The organism is Paenibacillus polymyxa M1, from assembly GCF_000237325.1.
GTDB lineage: Bacteria > Bacillota > Bacilli > Paenibacillales > Paenibacillaceae > Paenibacillus > Paenibacillus polymyxa_C.
Map to the genome: position 1 here is coordinate 1,090,248 of NC_017542.1, position 23,568 is coordinate 1,113,815.

Genomic DNA, 23,568 nt, shown 5'->3' on the forward strand with positions numbered 1-23,568 from the left:
TAAATCTTACGATATACGGGGGAATAGCATGTATACAAATAGGTTCAAAACACTGCTTGATGTTATTACAGAACGGGGAAAGTGTGATCATAAATTTATTACTTTTATTGAATCGGATCAAAATGAAACAACACTTACTTATAAAGATTTATATTGGGAAGCTCTAGCATTTCTGGGGAATCTTCAGGATGCAGGAGTTAAGCAGGGACAAGAAATTGTATTTCAAATAGAAAATAATCGCCATTTTGTAAAAGCGTTTTGGGCTTGCATTCTTGGTGGCATGATTCCGGTACCTGTCAGCATCGGTAACAATGATGAGCATAGAATGAAACTTTTTAAAATTTGGGATGTTCTTAACGATCCTTTTTTAATTATCGAGCCCAAAATATTAAAAGACCTTGAGAAATATACATTGAAAAGCAACCAAGATGACCTATTCGAAAACATTCGCCATCGTCATCAATTACTTCTTCAAGACCATGAACAACCCAAGCAATCCTTTGCAAAGATACACACCCCTCAATTGGAGGATATAGCATTTATTCAGTTTTCCTCCGGTTCCACAGGTGATCCTAAGGGAGTCATCCTTACACATCATAATCTCATTCATAACACAAGTGGAATTATAAATAGGACAGTCGTCACAGAGCAAGATTCGTTCTTGCAGTGGATGCCTCTAACCCATGATATGGGTTTAATTTACAATCATATTACCCCATTAGTTGCTGGAGTGAATCAGTATATTATGCCAACTTCGCTGTTCATTCGTCAGCCAGTACTTTGGATAAAAAAAGCTAGTGAACATCAAGTAAGCATTATTTCATCGCCAAACTTCGGATATAAGTATTTCATGCAATTTTTCAAACCTGAAAAAGTGAAGAACTGGAACCTGTCCAAGATCCGTGCCATCATCAATGGTGCTGAACCTATCTCTCCTGAATTGTGTGACACCTTTCTTGACAAATTAGCTCCTTTTGGATTAAAAAGAACGACTATGCGAACATCATATGGTTTAGCAGAAGCATCGGTTGCAGTTGCTATCCCGCCAATCGATACTGAATATATAACCGTTTATGTTGATCGTAAGCACTTAAACATTGGAGAGTCCGTCTTGGAGGTAGACAAGACTTTTCATAATGCTCTGCCATTTGTTGTGGTCGGTCAGTCGTTAGATTATTGTGAAATCAGAATATGCGATGACGAGGATGCAGAAGTCGCGGATCGCGTTATTGGGCACATACAAATCAAAGGTGAAAATGTTACAAAAGGATACTATAACAACGAAGATTCGACATCCAAACTTTTGACGTTAGATGGATGGGTGAGAACTGGCGATCTGGGGTTCTTCCGTGAAGGTCAATTAGTCGTCACAGGGAGAGCAAAGGATATCATATTTGTAAATGGACAGAACGTTTACCCTCATGACATCGAGCGTATCGCTGAGGAAGTAGAAGGAGTCGAACTTAATCGTGTGGCGGCGTGTGGAGTTCGTGTAAATGGGATGGAATCAGAGGAAATTGTGGTATTTGTCGTATCCAAAAAGACGATAGAAAAATTTTCTCCAATTGCATCTCAATTAAAAAAACATTTGTATCGTCATGGAGGATGGGCGGTTCACGATATTATACCTATTAAGCAAATGCCCAAAACGACCAGTGGGAAGTTACAGAGGTATAAGCTTGCGGCTCAGTATGAAGCGGGACATTATCAGGAGACTTCGATAGTTTTAAAAGGGATCATGGAGCAAGAAAACAAAAATCAAAAATTGCCTACACATTCGTTTGAGATCGAAAAAGTACTTCACGATATTTGCTGCGAGGTATTACTTAGGGAAGAGGTTGATACGAGAGATAGCTATTTTGATTTAGGAGCCAATTCCCTACAACTGGTTCAGATTACAGACAAAATTGAAAATCAGCTGGGGATTAAGCTTGCAGTTACCGATTTGTTTGATCACCCCTCAATAGCTCACTTGGCAGAATTTTTAGCGAGCCCTGCCGATTCTGAACAACAGCATATTCCTACAGATGATACGGATCACAATCATAGCAAGGACGTGGCTATTATTGGGCTTTCTTTGGACTTACCTGGTTCTTCATCTGTGTCACAGTATTGGGATCATATTGTTCAGGGCGATGACTGTATCGGGAACTTAAGCTCTCAACGTAAGCAAGACGCCATCGATTATTTATCAGTTGTGGATCAAAGGAAGGGAGAAGAAGAGTTTATAGAAGGCGGCTTCCTAGAAGAAATTGATAAATTTGATTATGCGTTCTTCAAGCTGAGTCCTGTGGAAGCAAGCTATATGGACCCAAATCAGAGATTATTCCTTCAGACCGCATGGCATGCACTTGAGGATGGGGGCTATGCAGGGGATCGGATTCATGGACAAAAGGTAGGAGTTTACGTCGGCTTCTCAAAAGTGGGCTACGATTATGAGCGGATGCTCTCTAAAGGAGAACCGGACAAATTTCACCAGTATATTGTTGGAAATTTGCCGTCAGTGCTGGCAAGTCGGATTTCGTACTTTCTTAATTTAAAAGGTCCAGCAGTAACAGTAGATTCGGCGTGCTCCTCTTCACTTGTCGCGATTCATATGGCTTGTAAGGCGTTAGCGACGGGGGATTGCAAGATGGCGATCGCTGGAGGAATCCGAACGATGCTATTGCCAGTGAAGCTGGGACTAGATATGGAATCGCCAAATTACAGAGCTCGTACCTTTGATGCAGAGGCGGATGGAACAGGTGTGGGAGAAGGGGTTGCAGCGGTCCTGTTGAAGCCTCTCGATCAAGCATTGCAAGACGGAGATCGTATTTATGCTGTGATTAAAGGAAGTGCGGTGAATCAGGATGGTACAACGGTAGGTATTACTGCACCTAGTCCTTCCGCACAGGCAGAAGTGGTAGAGGCCGCTTGGAATGATGCGGCTATTCACCCGGAAACTCTATCATTTATCGAAGCTCATGGAACGGGAACTAAACTGGGGGATCCTATTGAGATCGCGGGATTGACACAAGCCTTTGAAAAATATACGGATAAAAAACAATTTTGTGCAATCGGTTCTGTCAAACCCAATATTGGTCACTTATTTGAAGCAGCAGGAATATCCAGTCTTATTAAAGCAGTTCTGATGCTGCAAACGAGGAAGAATCCTCCGTTGGTTCATTTTAAGAGGCCTAGTTCCCGTATTAATTTTGAATTGTCGCCGTTTTATTTAACGACAGAAGTAGCGGATTTAAGTTCAAATGATGCCCCACTTCGCTGCGGAGTAAGTTCTTTTGGTTTCAGTGGAACAAATGCTCATGTTGTTATGGAAGAGTTTATAGAAACGCGGACAGATGATGATTCTGTAAACACGCCGGATGGCATTCATCTTTTTACGGTTTCTGCAAAAAATGAGCGAAGTCTGCATCATTTGGTTGAGGGATATGTGGACTATTTACGCCAAAATCCAGCGGTTTCCTTGGAGCAGATGTGCTATACCACACATATCGGCAGAGCTCATATGGAACATAAATTAGCAGTTATTACTTCCAGTCCAGAGGATTTATTACACAAGTTGAAGCGATGGACTTCCGGGAACAAACAAGAGAATGCACCTGATATGTATATAGGTTCTCATAAACAGAGCGTTGATCATAAACGGAAAAAAGATGATACGGTAGGTCGATTGATTACAGCCATTAGAGCAAGTGCACATACAGATATTCACGCTCTACGCCAATTGGGTGAACTGTACGTCAAAGGTATGGCTATTCCGTGGCAAGCGCTTTATGCGGATGATATCAAAATAATCCAGTCGCTGCCTTTGTACCCTTTTGAACGAAATCGTTGCTGGTTTACTCCAAAAGTAGTGCAGATAAGTAACGTAGGCAGGGAGGAGAAAAGTATGGAGTCCGCGTATCCAAAAGAACTGCAAGCTACAGATCAGCTAGACTACACAGCGAAGATTTCCAAAGTATTAAAAGATGTAATCAGTAAAGTTTCCGGTTTTACGGTGGAACAACTGGATGAACAGATGCATTTTCTCGAAATGGGCTTGGATTCAATTATGCTAGTTCAAGTTCAAAAAGAAATTAGAGAACAATTTAATGTGGATGTTCCCATGAACCACTTCTTTGAAAGTGTTACAAACCTGGATCGTCTAACAACGTTTATTTCAGATTTGACATATACCACCCAATCGGTAGCGGCTGCTGATGCTCTAAGTACGGTCGCTGATCGGACAGAAGTCAATCCAGAAAATACGGTTGCTACAAAGTCTTCGTCCGAGTTTGGTGGCCTGGAAAAGTTACTCTCTCAACAAATTGAATTACTGAACAACCAACAGCTTGGGCTTACTCAAGTGTTGACCAAACAACTAGAGATGCTTGGTGGTGGTCAAGGAGGAACTATTCAGGCAGCACCGTTAACAACAAACAAAGACACAGTCAGTGTTCAGCCTACAACTCTGCATGCTGTGGCAACTGACGTGCCTATCACTTCTACAATTAAAGTGAATACAACTACTGAATCCAAACCCTTTGTACCCTATCAACCTCTACTGATCGGTGAGGAAAGTGGATACAGTGGGCGGCAAAATGATTTCTTACAGCGTTTTATTAAACGATATACTCAACGAACCCGCGGGTCCAAGAAATACACACAGGATAGTCGATTGGTTCATGCTAATAATCGTCATGTGTCTGGGTTCCGGTCCTATTGGAAAGAAATCGTATATCCTATCATTTCAGAGAGCGCTTCGGGTTCAAGGATATGGGATGTAGATGGGAATGAGTACATTGATCTAACTATGGGCTTCGGGGTTCATTTACTGGGTCATAACCCAGCTTGGCTAACCGATACTTTGCGGAGCAATGTGCACGACCGTACGCCTTCGATCGGCCCTATGTCAAATACAGCAGGTGAAGTTGCTGCCTTGATTAGCGAGCTGACAGGTGTGGAGCGGGTTGCCTTTTATAATTCGGGGTCAGAAGCTGTTATGGTCGCTTTACGTTTGGCTAGAGCGGCTACAGGACGCTCCAAAATAGTGCTGTTTGCTGGTTCTTACCATGGAACGTTCGATGGTGTACTGGCTGTGTCCGATCCGAACTCAAGCGGGGGAGAGGCTTTGCCCATGGCACCGGGAATTCCTTCGAGCATGATGGAGGATGTTATTGTACTCCCTTATAATCACCCGGATTCTATAAAAGCTATCAAACATTATGCACATGAACTTGCTGCCGTATTGGTTGAGCCTGTACAGAGTCGCAGACCGGATTTGCAACCAAAGGAGTTCTTGAAGCAAATTCGCGAGATCACAGCAAATTCGGGAACGGCACTTATTTTTGATGAAGTAATTACAGGATTTAGAATTCATCCAGGAGGTGCTCAGGCCTGGTTTGGAATTAAAGCTGATCTAGTTACTTACGGAAAAGTGGCGGGTGGAGGTATGCCTGTTGGCATTGTCGCCGGAAGCCCAGAGTTTATGGACACTGTAGATGGAGGTGTGTGGTCGTTCGGAGACGACTCCTATCCGGAAAATACGAATATTAAAACATTTGTAGGCGGTACTTTCTGCACACATCCGCTGACCATGCACACGGCTCTAGCGACTTTGAAATATTTGAAGTCTGAAGGGCCGAATCTTCAGGAACAACTGAACCGAAGAACCAACGAATGGGTAGCAGAGCTGAATACTTATTTTAAACAAAATAGTGTACCTATCCACATGGTGAACTATGGCTCACTATTCCGGTTTGTTTCGTTTGGCGACATTGAGCTCTTTTTCCATCTGCTGATTGACAAGGGAATTTACATTTGGGAAGGTCGCAATTGCTTTTTATCGACTGCTCATACAGATGGGGACCTTCAACTAATTACACAGGCTGTAAAGGAAAGCGTGGAGGAATTGAGAAAAGGGGGATTCTTACCTGACAATACGCCATCACCGGATGGAAATGGAAACCGAAAAAATAATGTGGTTCCCATCGAATCCTCATCGTTCCCTTTAACAAAGGAGCAGCAGCAAATTTGGTTTGCTACGCAATCCAGAAGTGATTCATCCACTGCATTCAATGAAATAGCAGCCTTACGGATGCAGGGGCAACTGCAGCTTGATACTGTAAAACGTTCAGTTCAAGCAATTGTGAACCGGCATGATTCGCTACGGACGGTTATTGACCTCGATGGCGAAGAACAGCATGTTCTTGACAACGTGAATGTGGTCATCTCACTGAGTGATTTCTCAGGATCTCCTCCATCAGAGCACGAAGAAAAGGTCAAGCAATGGTTTGAGGAAGAGGGAAAAAGGGCGTTTGATTTGACGTCCAAAGATCCGCTGTTCCGAACTCACATTTTACGTTTACAACCGGAAGAACATATTGTGGTGTTCACATTTCATCACATTGTTGCTGATGGTTGGTCGATGGCAGTATTTATCCGTGAATGGGAGCAAGCCTACACTTCTTTCTGCAAAGGTGAAAATATAGTCACGTTGCCTGTACCGCCAAAATTCAGAGAATTTCAGGCTTGGCAACAGTTGGAGCTAGAACATGCAGGAGTGAGTAAGGCAGTTTCTTACTGGGCACGGACATTGGATTCCGTCCCTGTCGCCATGGACATTCCGTCTGAGGACGGTGGCATGAAGAAACCATCGTATAGAGGAAGAAGAATAAATATTCGGGCAGACAGTACGCTGGCGAGAAAGTTGAAAAAGCTTAGCATTAAAGCGGGTAACAGCCTGTTTGTTACACTGCTGAGTGCATATAAGGTGTTTCTGCACCGCTTAACTGGAAACACAACGATAGTAGTAGGTATTCCTACCTCTGGACAGTCTAGAATGGAACAAATTAATTTGATCGGTAACTGTGTTAACATGCTGCCGATTGTGAGCCATATTACCAGTAAAGATTCTTTATTTAAGTATATGGCACAAGTTAAGCAAGTCATGCAGGAGGTCGAACCGCTTCAAAGCTACTCTTTTGCTGATCTGATTGAGCGTATTGAGAACATACGGATACCTGAGATGAATGTCATCTTCAATATGGATCGACCAATGCAGAAATTCCATTTTCATGGACTGGACGTCGAATTGATACCGACGCCGATCCTGTACTCCAAATATGACATGTTTCTCAATGTGATAGAGGTCGAGGGAGAGCTTTGGTTTGATTTTGATATTAAAGCCAGCTTGGCCGCACCGGAAACAATGCAGATTTGGGCAGAGTATTTTTTACACATCCTGAATACGATTGCTGATGGGCAGGAACGGGATTTTGTAGATATCTCCCTCTTAAATCAGGATGAACTGAAATATGGGGTTAAAAACTACAGGGACTATGTGGAACTCGAATCCAGCGGCATCACGGACAACGATTCACCAAGAGCCATCTATTTACTGGATCATTATCTGCAACCTGCACCTGTGGGGACGATCGGGGAATTGCATGTAGTACAGGAAAACGAATCTCGTTCCGAAAATTCAGTATATTTACCGACAGGAATCCTGGCTTTGCGAACAGCCAACGGTGAATTGCGACTGTTAGGACCTGTTCAGAAGCGAGCCTATATAAAAGGACATGCCATATATACTGAACAGCTTGAACGATTTATTACCGCTATTCCACAAATTAGCGAGTGCCAAGTGATAGTTCAGAGTACAGAGGACAGAGCAGACACCCATTTGGTTGCATATGTTACGAGTCTTAATGATGGAATAGAGGAAATCCTACGCAAGCAATTGCGAAATCATTTGCAAGACCAATGGGTACCTCAACAGATCATTCAGCTTGAAAACATGCCCTTAAATTCGCAGGGATATGTAGATTTGTCGCAACTTTCTACTATGAAACAAGCTGTTAGCAAAGAACCTGTTGAGGCAGTTAGTAGCACGGAGAGAAAAGTAGGGGAAATTTGGGGAACGGTGCTGGGATTGAATCGTGTTAGATCTGATGACAATTTCTTTGATCTAGGAGGAGATTCGTTGAAGGCGACTCTCTTGCTTGCCCGAGTTCATCAAGAGTTTGGCAAACGAATCCCCTTGAATGTACTTTTTCATTCACCGACAGTTTCGGCCTTGACCAAGGTGATCGAAGGAGCCAAACAAGGTACAGCCGTTTCTATTAAAAAGCTCGAAGAATGTACGCATTATGCAGTATCCGATGCCCAAAGACGTATGTTTGTCTTGCAGGATATGGGGATAGGTACAGCTTACAATATTACGGGCCAGGTGCGTATTGATGGGGATCTAGACATCCCCCGTCTTCAGAAGGCTTGCCTGGATTTGATTCGGCGTCATGAATCATTTCGTACTTCTTTTAATATCGTGGATGGCGAAATTGTACAAGTCATTCATGATGAGCCGGCTTTTGAAATCAAAGTCACAGAAATATTGGAGAAAGATGCAGACGAGATGAGTCGATTGTTTGTCCGTCCGTTTGATCTGCGCCAATGGCCACTTTTCAGAGCAGAATTGTTCCGCTTTGAAGCTAATAAACATATGTTGGTCATGGATATGCATCACAGTATTGCAGATGGGCTTTCGTTATCCATTTTCCTTAATGAACTCGTACAGCTGTATCGGAGTGAAATGTTAGCTCCGATCCAAATTCAATATAAAGATTTTGTTGCATGGCAAAAGGAACAATATACCAGCAACCGTTTGTTTGAACAGGAACATTATTGGAAAAATGTTTTGAACGGAGAATTACCTGTACTGGCAATGCCTACGGACTTCCCTAGACCATTACATCAAAGCTACGAAGGGGCTGTATTGTCGTATAACATCACTTCAGCAATGACAGAGGAATTAAAGAAACTTGCCAAAAATACGGGGACTACGGCCTTTATGATCCTGCTTGCGGCTTACAATATACTGCTCGCAAAGTATACGGGTCAGGAAGATATTATTGTAGGAACAGCGGTGGCAGGACGCCAGCATCCGGACACGGAAACGATGATAGGAATGTTTGTTAACACGTTAGCTTTGCGGAACCGCCCGTCTCCTCAGCGGAGTTTTCATTCGTTTTTGCAAGAGGTCAAGGAAACGACTCTGCGAGCTATGGATTATCAAGACTATCCTTTTGAAGCATTGATTGAGAGACTGGATATCCGCCGTGACCAAGGACGCAATCCTTTGTTTGATACGATGTTTGTCATGCAGAATTTTGAAATGAGTTCTCTTGAAGCCAATGGAGTAAAATTTCATCCAAGTGAATTCAATCCAGGGATTTCCCAGTTCGATTTGGTACTAAGTGCTGACGAATGGCAGGAGGGTCTAGCCTTACGCTTCAATTATTGTACCCAATTGTTCCGATCAGAAACGATTGATCGCCTTGCTAGCCTCTATATACAAATATTACGCTCCATTTTAGAACAACCTTGGAGCGAGATTGGGAAGTTGGAATGGTTACCTGAGGAAGAGAAGTTGCAGCTAATACACGGCTTTAACACTTTTGATCTGTCCTCTTCATCTATAGTGGAGAAACAAGAAACGTTGCACTTGCAATTCGAAGAGCAAGCTCTCAAAAGTCCGGATCATGTAGCTGTAGTTCATCAGGGACATGTGATTACTTATAAAGAGCTGAACGAGAAATCAAATCAGCTGGCGAGGGCATTAATGAAGCGGGGAGTAGGGGCAGAAACTGTAGTCGGCTTAATGGCGGGCCGTTCATTAGATTTGGCCGTTGGTATGTTGGCTATTTTAAAAGCCGGTGGCGCCTATCTTCCAATCGACAGTTCTTATCCAGAAGAACGAATTCACTTTATGCTTGAGGATAGCGGGGCTGCTCTCCTGTTGTTGAATGACTCATCTAATTACAATGCTACTACTTATGAAGGTTTAGTCCTAAATATGGACGATGATGAGTGGTATAAAACAGAAAGCAAGTTGTCTTCAAAGTGGGAATCGGATTCAAGTCATTTGGCATATGTGATCTATACATCGGGCTCAACGGGTACTCCTAAAGGAGTTTGTATTGAGCATCGAGCGATATTAAATACGTTATCTTGGAGAATAAATGAATATGCACTAGAAGCAGCAGACCGTATCCTGCCAATGCTGTCTAGCTCATTTGATGCTTTTGTGGGTGCCTTTTTTACTCCGCTGCTGTCTGGAAGTACGGTAGTGCTGCCTACGAATGAGGAACTGAGTGAATTATCGGCTCTGAAGACCTTAATTTTATCAAATCATATTACACATCTCGTGTGCACTCCTTCTATGTACATGTCTATTATAGAGGGTCTGACTCCAGATGAAGCCAAGTCTCTCAAGGTTGTAACGTTAGGCGGTGAGAAAGCAACGAAACGGTTGATAGAAGCCAGCCAAGCCAAACATCCTGGCATTCAATTGTTCAATGAGTATGGTCCAACAGAAAATAGTGTAGTTACAACGATGTTACGAGATATGGGGCCTGAAGAAGTGGGGTGTATTGGAAAGCCGATTCCTAATACGGGCGTTCTCATTCTGGATCAATACTTGCAGTTGCGGCCAATAGGGCTTTCAGGAGAATTATGCGTTTGGGGTAAAGGAATTGCGCGAGAATATCGTAATCGTCCTGAGCTTACGGCGCAGAAATTTATCCCACACCCTTATTTGGACAATATGAAGCTCTACAGAACAGGAGATTTAGCGAGATGGTTACCTGACGGAACGCTAGAGTATCTTGGCCGCGCAGATCAACAAGTTAAAATCAGGGGCTACCGGATTGAGCCAGGTGAAATTGAAAGCACATTGTTGGCTCATAGAGCGGTAAAAGAGGCAGCAGTAGTGATTAAAGGAACAGATGACAATCCGTATTTATGCGCTTATGCCGTTTTGCGGGAATCGGTTACAGTAGATGTTTTGAAAGACTATCTGTCGTCAAGCCTGCCTCATTATATGGTACCAGCCCATGTATTCTTGTTGGATGCGATGCCGCTGACAGCAAACGGCAAAGTTAGTAAAAGTGCATTACCTGAACCAGGGGAGCATTCTAGCAAAGAATTACAGCACGTTGGGCCCAATAATGAAACGGAGCAGCTATTGATCGAAATGTGGCAGGATCTGCTGGAGATTTCTCCGATTGGTATACACGATCATTTTTTTGAAATAGGTGGGCACTCGATGAAAGCGACCCTGTTGACTGCGAAAATCAACGAGGTCTTTCATATCGAAATTTCAACTCAAGATATATTTGGGGCACCAACAATCGAAGCGCTCTCCAAGAAGATTCTTGCTGCCAAACCCACAGATTACCAACGAATTGAGGCAGTGACTGAGGGAGCTTATTATGAGGTTTCTCCAGCACAATCCAGATTGTTGGCCGTGCTACCGCTAGATGAGACGGGTGTGGCTTACAACATGTCGGCAGCATTGATGATCGAAGGTCATGTAGATCGAAGAAGAGTGGAGCGTACCTTTGAACAATTATTAGCCCGGCATGAAGCATTTCGGACCTCGTTCGGATACGTGGATGATAGAGCGGTGCAATTTGTACAACCAGAGGTAAGCTTTGAACTTGGCTTTGCCCGGGCTGCTGGTGATATTACGCCAAAGGGCATAGATACATTGATCCATAATTTCATCCGTCCTTTTGATGTTGGTAAAGCCCCACTATTTCGGGCAGAGCTTCTTCAAATGGATCGTGATAAATTTATGCTTCTTATTGATATGCACCATTTGATAGCTGACGGTACTTCTATCGACACTATTATTAACGAATGGAACAAGCTGTACAAGGGAGAAGAACTTCCCGCTTTACCGCTTCAATACAAAGATTACTCTGCTTGGCTCAGATCGAATACAGAAATTCATGCAAAGCAAGAACAGTATTGGCTTGATCAATATAAAGGAGAACTTCCCGTACTAGATCTTCCTACAGACTATCAGCGGCCACAATTGCAGAGTTTTGTTGGAGATATGGTGAAAGTCGAACTGTCCGAAAAGCTTATAGAACAGTTGAATCTCACGTGTATTCAAACAGATAGCACACTCTTTATGCTTCTATTTGCTGCCTATAATGTGCTGCTGGGGAAATATGCGGGACAGGAAGATATCGTAATCGGCATTCCAACATCTGGACGAACGCATGCAGATACCAATGGGATCGTAGGGTTATTCGTAAATACCCTGGCTATTCGAAACCATCCGGCTAGTCATAAGAGCTTCAAAACCTTTTTGAACGAAGTAAAAGAAAACACGCTGCAAGCTCTGCAAAATCAATCGTATTCATTTGCCGAACTGGTTGATAAGCTGTCCATCAAGAGAGACCTGAGTCGAAATCCGTTGTTTGACACGATGTTCTCCTTTATGAATACGGATGCACAGCAGTGGCAAGCCGATAACCTTAATTTTGAGCTATATCCGTTCAAAACGGGTATTTCCAAATTCGATCTTGTACTGAATGCCGAACAAAAGGCTGGGAGAGTTCATCTGGAATTTGAGTACAGTACAAAACTGTATAAAAAAGAAACAATTGAGCTTCTCGTCGAGCATTACCTGAATGTATTGGAGGAAGTAGTCCAAAACGCTGATATGGCATTGACTGATATTAATCTTCTAAGCGCAACAGAAGCGGCTGCTATGGAGGAACGGTATAACAGCACTCATACAGCTTATCCACAGCCAAGACCCATACATCATTATATTGAGGAGCAGGCTGATAGAAGACCGGATGCTAAAGCTGTTATCTATCAAGATCAGGTGCTGACCTACAAGGAGTTAAATGATCAGGCGAACGCGATAGCAAGCAATTTGTTGGCTAGAGGAATTGGACTTGGAAGTTATGTGCCTATACTCATGGAACGGAGCTTGGAACTGGTAGTATCCATACTGGCTGTTATGAAAACAGGTGCTGCTTTTTCGCCTCTTGATACAGAGTGGCCTATTGACCGCTTACAGAGCGCCCTGCAGGATTTGGGAAGTTCTACCCTATTGGTCAATCCAAGTACACCTATCAGTTCAGAAATAAATGCTGAAGAGTATCTAGTTATAGACTGCTCTGTAGTCGAAAAGAGGAGTAACGCTATCAGTAACCCGGCAGTAGATGTAGATATGGAATCACCAATCTATGTAATCTTTACTTCGGGTTCAACTGGCAAACCAAAAGGGGTTATTGCTGCCCATAAAGGAATCACCAATCGTTTTCTATGGATGAACGACTATTTTGGAACATCGGCTGCACAAAGTGTTCTCCAGACGACTCATCATGTATACGACAGCGCGGTATGGCAATTGTTTTGGCCATTAATGAACGGTGGAACGACCGTGTTGCCGGAAACAGGCATGACCGTGGATGCTACGTACATGACGAATATCATTGAACAGGAGCGTATTTCTTTTACAGACTTCGTTCCATCCGTATTTAATGCTATTGTCAACCAGTTGGACCAAAATTCAAATCGAACCAAGCAATTGGATTCTCTTCAACAAGTTATTCTTGGTGGTGAAGAAATTACGCCATCGACGGTTCATACGTTTTTAACCATTTTTCCTCATGTTCAAATCACGAACCTGTATGGTCCAACGGAGGCAAGTATAGGCTGTGTTGCTTATCGAGTGACAGGAGATGAAGACAGAATTCCTATCGGAAAGCCAATTGCCAATACCAAGATTTATATATTGGACCCTGGACTAAAAAGGGTTCCCGTAGGAATCGCAGGAGAAATGCATATTGCAGGTACACCACTTGGGATTGGATATTTGAATGATCCGACTAAAACGAAGGCTAGCTTTATAGATAATCCTTATTCAATGCCTGGCTATGAAAAGCTCTATAAAACAGGAGATTTAGCTAAATACTTGCCTGACGGTAACATTGCTTTCCTGGGTAGATCCGATTTTCAGGTCAAAATTCGCGGCTATAGGATTGAGCTTAGTGAAATTGAATATCATCTTTTAGGCATAGCTGATATTCAGGAAACTGTCGTAATGGTCAAAGAGAATAAGGGAAGTTCTTATTTATGCGCGTATGTGGTTTCAGCTAATCGATTAGATACGGATCATATCAAAATGCAGTTGGCTAAGGAGCTTCCTGATTACATGATACCTTCGGTGTATGTTCCGCTTGACGTGATCCCCATTACACCTGGCGGAAAGATTAACCGTAAAGCATTACCTGAACCTGACTGGAGCGGTGCCTTAGAAGTGGAGTATGTGGAACCAACAGGTGAGACTGAAGTATTGCTGGCCCAAATATGGGAGGAAGTGCTTGCCGTAACAGGCGTGAGTGCAACTCACAACTTCTTTGATTTGGGCGGAGACTCTATTAAGGGTCTGCAAATCGTCTCGCGTTTGAACACACATGGCTACAAGCTAAGCATTAAAGAATTATTTTTGTACCCTCAGATTAGACAATTGAGCCCATTCGTTAAGGTAATCCGTCGGAAGATTAGTCAGGAAGCTATTGAGGGAGAGCTGCCTTTAACGCCAATACAGCAGCGATTCTTCCATCTACAGAAGATAAGTCCTCAGCATTTTAATCAGTCCGTCATGCTATTTTCTGAAGACGGTTTTGATGAGCAAGGGATTGTGGCTGCATTTGACTGCATCATTAAACAGCATGATGCCTTAAGAATGACATTCTGTCAGAGAGAAGATCGCATCGTTCAATACAATGAAGGGCTAAACAATCAACCACTATCCTTGGCGATAAAATCACTGCCTGAAGGTCTACCAGCAGAAGCATGGATTGAGCAAGAAGCAACGGCTATTCAAAGTAGCTTCGATCTCACAACCGGCCCTTTAATGAAGCTGGGATTATTCCGGACTGTTGAGGGAGATCACCTGCTCATTGCGGTTCATCACCTGGTAGTTGATGGGGTTTCGTGGAGAATTATTTTACAAGATTTTACGTCCCTTTATCAGCAATATCAGCAGGGGGCAGCACTACTCTTGCCAGACAAAACAGATTCGTACCGCTCTTGGGCACAAGAAATAAGCCAATATGCAACAAGCGAGGAGCTGGCACAAGAACTGGAATACTGGACACAGCTGGAGCAAACCGAGTCTGGAACGTTACCTAAAGATAACTCCTATGAAACCAATATGTTGCGTGATAGCGAAAATGTAAGTGTCTCACTTGATAATGAGAACACTAGTAAATTATTAAAACAGGTGCACCAGGCCTACAATACTGAAATTAATGACATTTTGCTCACTGCTCTTGGATTAAGTATCAAAGAATGGACTCAGCAGTCTCGTGTGTTGATCTATCTTGAAGGGCATGGGCGAGAAGAAGTGTTTCAGGAAATGAACATTTCCAGAACCGTTGGTTGGTTCACAACAATGTATCCATTTTTACTGGAAGTGGACAATGCGCATGATCTTTCATATCAGATTAAGAACATCAAAGATAGCCTTAGAAGGATACCGAACAAGGGCTTTGGGTATGGGGTATTAAACTATGCTCAAGTGAATGAGTCTGGTGTGACTGCCTTTCAAGTCGCTCCTGAAATTGCCTTTAATTATATGGGGCGTTTTGATACGGAACTAGATACAGATGTATTTACACTTTCTAAATTTTCCTCAGGAGAAGAGGCTAGTCCCTTTACGGAAAGATCCGTAGCGTTAGATATCAACTGCATTATTAATGAGAATGAACAGTTAATTATTACATGCAACTATAACAAGCAAGAATACCAGCAACAAACCATTGAACGAATATTGTTTTTATTCCAAAAACATTTGACGAATCTAATTGACCATTGCTGCAGCAAACAAGTAACGGAACAAAGTCCAACTGATTTTCTCTATGACAAATTGTCAATCGATGAGTTTCAGAACCTGTCCCAACTTTTAAGTAACAAACTAAACTTGTAGCAAAGTGGTGAGCCGTATGAGAAACGCACTCATTCAAAACATTTATCCATTGACACCCATGCAGGAGGGGCTTCTATATCACTCCATTTTAGACGAGCACTCAGAAGCATATTTTGATCAAACGGTCATTACCTTAAATGAACGGTTGAATGCAGAGACGCTGAATGAAAGCTTCCAAACCCTAATTGACCGTTATGATGTGTTACGGACTGTGTTTGTTTATAAAGAAACAGACCAACCGTTACAAGTCGTGCTGGCTAATAAAGAGGCAACGATTGATTATAGAGACATTACGGAATTAAATGAAGCAGAACAACGTTTATATGTTGATAATTTTACGATTAATGATCGGAAAATGCGTTTTGATCTGGAAAAGGATCTCCTTATTCGGATAAGTGTTCTTGCATTAAGTGATACAAGCTGCAAAATGGTTCTAAGCTTTCATCACATCATTATGGATGGCTGGTGTATTGGTACAATTGCGAAGGATCTGTTCCAAATTTACAGAGCTTATTCCCTCGGGAAGAAGCCAGAATTGGACGCAGTATTTCCATATAGCCGGTATATCAGTTGGTTAGGGCAGCAAAATAAGAAGACAGCTCTTGCTTATTGGGAACAACAATTATCAGGTGTGGAAGAGCAAAGTGGCTTACCTCTTAGCAGTAAGTCAACTGAGGATGGAAGCTACAAGCTGAACAACCATATTTTTACCTTGGACGAGCAGTTAACCCGTGGTTTGGAAATGATAGCACAACAAAATCAGGTAACCTTAAGTTCTGTATTTCATGGGATATGGGGTCTGTTGCTGCAAAGATACAATAACACCAAAGATGTGGTATTTGGTTCCGTTGTTTCCGGCCGTCCAGCTGAGCTGGAAGGCTCGGAGAAAATGGTTGGATTATTTATTAATACGATTCCTGTACGTATTTGTCATAAAGAAGCACAAACATTTTCCCAGATAATCAAGCAATTTCAGCAGAATATGATGGAATCGGGGAAGTACCATTTTCTATCCTTGGCTGATATTCAGATGCTAACCCCACTGGGTAAAAGCTTGATCCACCATATCATAGCGTTCGAGAACTATCCAATTACTGAAGAGCTTGCTGGTGGTGAAGGAGAACAGCTTGTTTCAATTGTGGAAACCGAGGGCTTTGAGCAAACGAATTATGATTTTAATATTGGAGTCATTCCTGGTAAAGAATTGAAAGTTAAGTTTGGCTATAACAGTATTGCTTATCAAGCTTCAGATATTGAAAGAATTGAACTGCACCTAAAACAAATAGCTGAACAGGTAGTTTCTAATCCGCATATGAATGTGGATGATATTGATTTGCTTTCTGGCGAGGAAAAACACAGAATCCTGCGAGATTTTAATGATACAGATGCCTTATATCCTCAAAGTCAAACGATTCAACAGCTATTCGAAGAGCAGGTGGCACTGACGCCGAATCGTTTGGCAGCAGCATTCGCTGATGAGCGGCTAACTTATCTGGAATTGAACGAACGGGCTAACCGTTTGGCTCGCGTCTTGAGGATGAAAGGGATGCAAACCGGCCAGATTGTTGGGATTGCAGCCTATCGCTCACCGGAGATGTTAGTCGGGATCATGGCTATTCTTAAGGCAGGGGGAGCTTACTTGCCAATCAATCCAGAGGATCCTCTGGAGCGAATTCAATATATAGCGGGTAACAGCGGCGCTTCCATCTTGCTGGTGCAACAGGAAATCCAATCTACATTAAAGGATATTTCACCGAATATCAGCGTGCTTGCGATCGGAGCAGACTGGCCAACTGAAAAAACTAATCTTGAACCTTACAGTGGGCCGGAAGATTTAGCTTACGTAATTTATACATCCGGTTCTACAGGTAAGCCTAAAGGAGTTATGATTCGTCACACCTCTATAGTGAATCGGCTTCATTGGATGCAAAAAAAGTATCCGATTGGTGTGGACGATATCATTTTACAGAAAACGCCTTACACCTTTGATGTTTCTGTATGGGAACTATTTTGGTGGGCTATAGCCGGAGCTTCAGTCTACTTTCTTCCGCCTGATGGGGAGAAGGATCCCAAGCTACTGGTGGACACGGTGGCAGAACAGAAAATTACAACCCTTCATTTTGTGCCTTCCATGTTGTCTGTTTTTTTGGAGTATGTTGAGCAGCACCAAGCAGAGGGGAAACTCAGCAGTATTAAACGAGTTTTCGCTAGCGGGGAGGCACTAACAGTAAAGCAAGCCAGACGGTTTAATACTCTGCTTCGAAAGCCGAATGGCACAACTCTGCATAATTTATACGGACCAACGGAGGCAACAGTGGATGCAACATGGTTTGATTGCCCGGACGGAGATGATTTGCAGAGTATTCCAATTGGTAAGCCTATTGACAATACCCGGTTGTACATTTTGGATCAGGAGAGGAGACTGCTTCCTGTTGGTATTCCGGGGGAACTTCATATTGCTGGCACAGGAGTAGCCCTAGGCTACATTAATCAACCCGATCTAACGGACGAAAGATTCACGGATAGTCCCTTCGTTTTCGGAGAGCGCATGTATAAGACAGGGGACTTGGCAAAGTGGCTCCCCGACGGCAATGTGGAGTATCTCGGAAGAACAGACCACCAGGTGAAAATCCGTGGATATCGTATTGAGACTGGAGAAATTGAAAAGGTCCTGCTCTCTCATCATGACATCAGAGAAGCCGTTGTTCTATCTAGAAAAGACCAAGAGGACGAAACGTATTTATGCGCTTATATTGTTTCGGACCATGAACTCTTAACACAGGAAATACGATCTTTTTTGAAAGCGTCTCTGCCCTTGTATATGGTACCTGCTCATCTGATACAGATGGCTACGATACCTCTTACGCCTAATGGAAAGGTGAACCGAGGAGCGCTTCCTGAGCCCCATCATGTGATTCGGGAGCAGGGGGTTGTAGCTCCTCGTACAGATACAGAAACTCGTCTAGTACGTTTGTGGGAGGATATTCTGCATGTGAGCCCCATAGGTATACACAGCCATTTTTTTGAACTGGGTGGACATTCGCTGAAGGCTACAATACTGATCGGAAAAATTATTCGAGAATTCCAGGTCGAGTTGCCTATGCGTGAAATATTTGAGTACCCAACTGTGGAAAGCATGAGCAAACTCATTGAACGTACAATCGGGAGAGGGGCAGGTACATTTACTGAAATTGCTCTACTTTCTGATCAAACCTATTATCCAGTTTCCTCCTCGCAAAGACGTCAGATGATATTGCATCAACTTGAAGGAGCGGAACTGGTTTACAATATGCCTTCTGTCATGCTCGTTCAAGGCCATCTGGATCAGGAACGGTTGAAAATGGCTTTCAACACTCTGATTCACAGGCATGAAGCATTGCGCACTTCTTTCTCATGGATCAACGGAGAGCCGGTTCAAAGCGTACATGACGAAGTAGAATTTGAGTTGAAAATTCATAGTCTGACCAGCAAAGAGGATTCAGAGGAACAGCATATAGAAACGGTGCTAAGTGAATTCGTCCAACCGTTTGACCTGAGTCGTGCCCCTTTATTAAGAGGCGAGCTGATCCCGTTGGCAGAGAACAAAAATATGCTGCTGGTTGATTTACACCATATTATTTCGGACGGCGTTTCTATGTCTATTATTATGGATGAATTTGTAAAAGCATATGATGGACAGGCGCTTCCGCCTCTATCCGTTCAGTACAAAGATTATGCTAACTGGCATAATGAGCAAATAAATTATGGATTTATTAAAGAGCAGGAATCCTACTGGCTGGATCTCTTTAAACATGAGCCGCCTGTACTGGAGCTACCAACGGATTTCCCAAGACCGTCTATTCAAAGCTATGAAGGTAACACAGTATCCCGAATCCTGGGCGATGATATAACAGAGCCACTTCACAAACTTGCAGCTGAAACTCAAAGTACATTGTTCATGATTTTACTGGCTGTATATAACGTTGTTTTGTCCAAGCATGCACGACAAGACGACATTGTCATCGGTACACCGGTTGCTGGGAGAAGACATCCAGATACGGAAAAGATCGTCGGCATGTTTGTCAATACGTTGGCACTGCGTACTAGCCCTTCAGCGGAGAAGAGTCTTTCAGCTTTTCTGGACGAAGTTAAGGAAACGGTTTTATCTGCTTTTGAGCATCAGGAATATCCCTTTGAGCAATTGGTCGAAAAGCTTGCGCTGCGGAGAGATGTGAGCCGAAGCCCGATCTTCGACACCATGTTTGTCATGCAAAATACAAAAGGACAGCCGCTACAATCTAGTGGGTTGGAATTCAAACCGTTTCCGTTCAATCCAGGTGTATCCCGATTTGATTTAACCTTGAGTGCGGAAGAAACAGGCAGCTACCTTCATTTGAATTTGGAGTATAACAGTGCTTTGTTCCAAAAGGACACTGTCGAACGCTTCTTGGATCATATGGTGGTGGTGCTAAGGTCGTTTGTAGCTAATAGCACACAAACCATAGGTGATACCGATTTGTTAACAGCGGTAGAAAAAGAATTAATTTTGAAGAAATTCAACGGGACGGCTGCGCCTTATCCAAGGGAGAAGACGATTCATCAATTGTTTGAGGAGCAGGTGGAGCGAACACCGGAACATCCGGCAGCCCTATACAAAGATCGGCAATTGACGTACCGGGAGCTGAATGCCCAAGCGAATCGGGTGGCTCACGTCCTGCGGAAGAAAGGGATCGGGCCCGACCAGATGGTGGGCATCGCAGTTCATCGATCGCTGGAGATGATCGTCGGCCTGCTGGGGATTTTGAAGGCAGGCGGGGCGTATCTGCCGCTACATCCAGAGGACCCGGAAGAACGGCTGGGATTCATGCTGGAGGATAGCGGGGCATCTATCCTGCTGACCCAGCGGGATCAGTTGGACCGCCTTCGTCCGCACGGAGCCAATCGCGAGCTGATCGCTATCGAAGATCTGCTGATGGAGGGGATGGAGCTTACAGGAGAAGAATGCGAGAAGAACCCGGAATCTGTTAACCGCTCAACCGATTTGGTGTACGTGATCTATACGTCAGGCTCCACCGGCAAGCCGAAGGGTGTCATGATTGAGCACGCTTCACTGATCAACCGTCTGCACTGGATGGAAAAACGAATTCCGTTTGGAGCAGAGGATGTGATCCTGCAAAAAACGCCATACACCTTTGACGTATCGTTGTGGGAGCTGTTCTCATGGGCGATTCAGGGATCGACAGTATGCTTTTTGGAGCCGGGAGGCGAGAAAGACCCGGCAACGATAGCTGAAACGGTGGAAGCCAACGGGGTAACAGCGATCCATTTTGTGCCATCCATGCTGGGAGCATTCCTGGAGTATATCGAGCATAGCGGAGCCGCCGGAAAAATGCGTAGTGTCCGGCGAGTATTTGCCAGCGGGGAAGCGCTGATGACAGAACATGTCCGCCGGTTTACCCGTTTGCTGGGAGCCGAAGGAGCTACGCTGCACAACCTGTATGGACCGACAGAGGCAACGGTAGAGGTGGCGTATTACGACTGTCCTGCCGAGCAGGAACCAGAGAGCATTCCGATTGGGAAGCCGATTGATAACGTAAAATTGTATATTTTGGACCATAAAGACCGATTGCAGCCGATAGGTGTACCGGGCGAGCTGCACATTGGAGGGGACTGCGTAGCCCGAGGATATGTGAATCGGAAAGAACTGACGGAGGAGAAGTTCGTAGCGGACCCCTATGCGGCAGGGGGACGGATGTACCGGACGGGAGACTTGGCGAGGTGGCTACCGGATGGAAACATTGAATATATGGGTCGGATCGACCATCAGGTGAAAATTCGGGGCTACCGGATCGAACTGGGTGAGATTGAAGCGGCAATACTGGCCTACGAAGGGGTACAGACGGCAGTAGTGCTTGCTCGTGATGACCGTTCTGGGGGAAGTTATTTATGCGCCTATGTTGAACATGCCCAGGAATTCAATGTACAAGCATTAAAGGCTCGTATTAAAGAAGTCCTTCCCGAGTATATGGTGCCTGCTTATATCGTATCTATGGAAGCTATGCCTTATCTATCGAGCGGTAAGATCGACAGAAAAGCATTGCCTGAGCCTGATCACAGTCTGTCGATTGAGGTAGATTATATTCCTCCATCCAATAAGGTTGAAACGTTGGTGGCGGAAATCTGGCAAGAGGTTCTTGGCTATGCTCCTATCGGAACGAATCATAACTTTTTTGAATTGGGCGGGGATTCGATTAAAGCTATTCAAATTTCCACACGTCTAAGCAAGCACGGATATCGCATGGAAATTAAGGACCTTTTCCGTCACCAAACGATAGGTAGCCTGACTGCAGATCTAAGAGCAGTCAGTGTTCAAGCCGAGCAAGGGATTATTGAAGGAGAGGCTGAGCTATCCCCTATCCAACGATGGTTTTTTGAGCAAAAGTTCACGGAATCCAACTATTGGAACCAGGCTGTTATGTTGTATAGCCAAAATGGGTGGAAGGAAGAACTGGTCGATCAGGTGTTGTGTAAGCTGACTGAGCATCATGATGCCTTACGAATGACATATACAGCGAATCAGGACAAAATTATTCCCATCATTCATGGTACGAATCGAAAGGCATATGCTCTTACTGCTCTGGATGTAAGCCATGAGTCATCCATTGAAGAAGCAATCCAGACCCTCAGCGAAGCGATTCAGCGGCGCATGAATTTAGAAAACGGTCCGCTTGTGCAAGCGGGGTTGTTTCACACCGCTCAAGGTGATCACTTACTACTCGCGATTCATCATTTGGTGGTAGATGGAGTTTCTTGGAGAATTCTATTGGAAGATTTGGAGCAGGGGTATATGCAGGCACTTAATAATGAAGAAATCCTCTTTCAGGCGAAGACCCATTCATGGAAGGATTGGACCCATCGCCTTGGTGATGATGCAAAGGGTGGGCGTCCAGCTCGTTACAAACGTTATTGGGAGAATGTAATCCGTCATGCCAGTAAACCGCTTCATAAAGACTATCCGGCCGCTGACAGAAGAGGGAAAGACCTGGAAATCTGCAACGTAAGGCTTTCCAAGCAACAAACAGATCGTCTACAGAAGGATGTACACAAGGCTTATAGTACGAATGTAAACGATCTACTGTTGACAGCCTTTGGGCTGGCATTGAGAGACTGGACTGATGATGACGAATTTACCATTTTGTTGGAAGGGCACGGACGGGAACAGATTTTTGATGATATAGATATAACCAGAACGGTCGGCTGGTTTACTACGATGTATCCTATTCATCTGGATATGAAGCATAATACCGATTTAGCTTACCAAATTAAGCTGACCAAGGAAGCGTTGCGACGTGTTCCTAATAAGGGCATTGACTTCGGAATTCTGGAATATATGACCCTACACGATTTGAAAAGTACTAGCCAGGGACATTTTGCACCTGAAATTCGCTTTAATTATCACGGCCAGATTGATTCAGGCTCCGTTGCGCCTTTATTTGTCGAATCAAAGTATTCTGCGGGTCGAACAGTAAGTGAGGAGACCGAGACACCATTTGTGCTTGATATTAATGGCAGTATCGAACAGGGGATATTAACCCTCGGGATTGAGTACAGCAGTCGTGAATATGCTGAATCGAGTATTCAAAAATTGGGAAATTTCTTGCAAAGTCGTTTGCTAGAAATTATCGAGCATTGCTCTGAAAAGAAGGAGAAGGAATGGACTCCCGCAGATGTGAGCGATGAGAATCTTTCAATTAACGATTTGGATGAGATTATGGCCTACTATAAAAATAATACATCTTCCTAGGCGGTGG

General features: G+C 43.8%; 2 protein-coding genes. Both read left to right on the forward strand.

Annotation, left to right across the window (positions count from 1 at the left end):
- The first annotated feature begins 28 nt into the window (after window positions 1–28).
- Window positions 29–15,778: a non-ribosomal peptide synthetase gene (locus tag PPM_RS04850; RefSeq protein WP_014599509.1), complete on the forward strand. Its 15,750-nt coding sequence runs from the start codon at window positions 29–31 to the stop codon at window positions 15,776–15,778.
- A gap of 16 nt (window positions 15,779–15,794) precedes the next feature.
- A complete protein-coding gene (locus PPM_RS04855) occupies window positions 15,795–23,561 on the forward strand; it encodes a non-ribosomal peptide synthetase (RefSeq protein ID WP_014599510.1) in 7,767 nt (2,588 codons plus the stop codon).
- The last annotated feature ends 7 nt before the right edge of the window (window positions 23,562–23,568 follow it).

What these genes read in the sequence shown, in the direction of transcription:
- PPM_RS04855 (WP_014599510.1), top strand. Translation starts at nt 15,795, where the DNA reads ATGAGAAACGCACTCATTCAAAACATTTATCCATTGACACCCATGCAG.
- PPM_RS04850 (WP_014599509.1), top strand. Translation starts at nt 29, where the DNA reads ATGTATACAAATAGGTTCAAAACACTGCTTGATGTTATTACAGAACGG.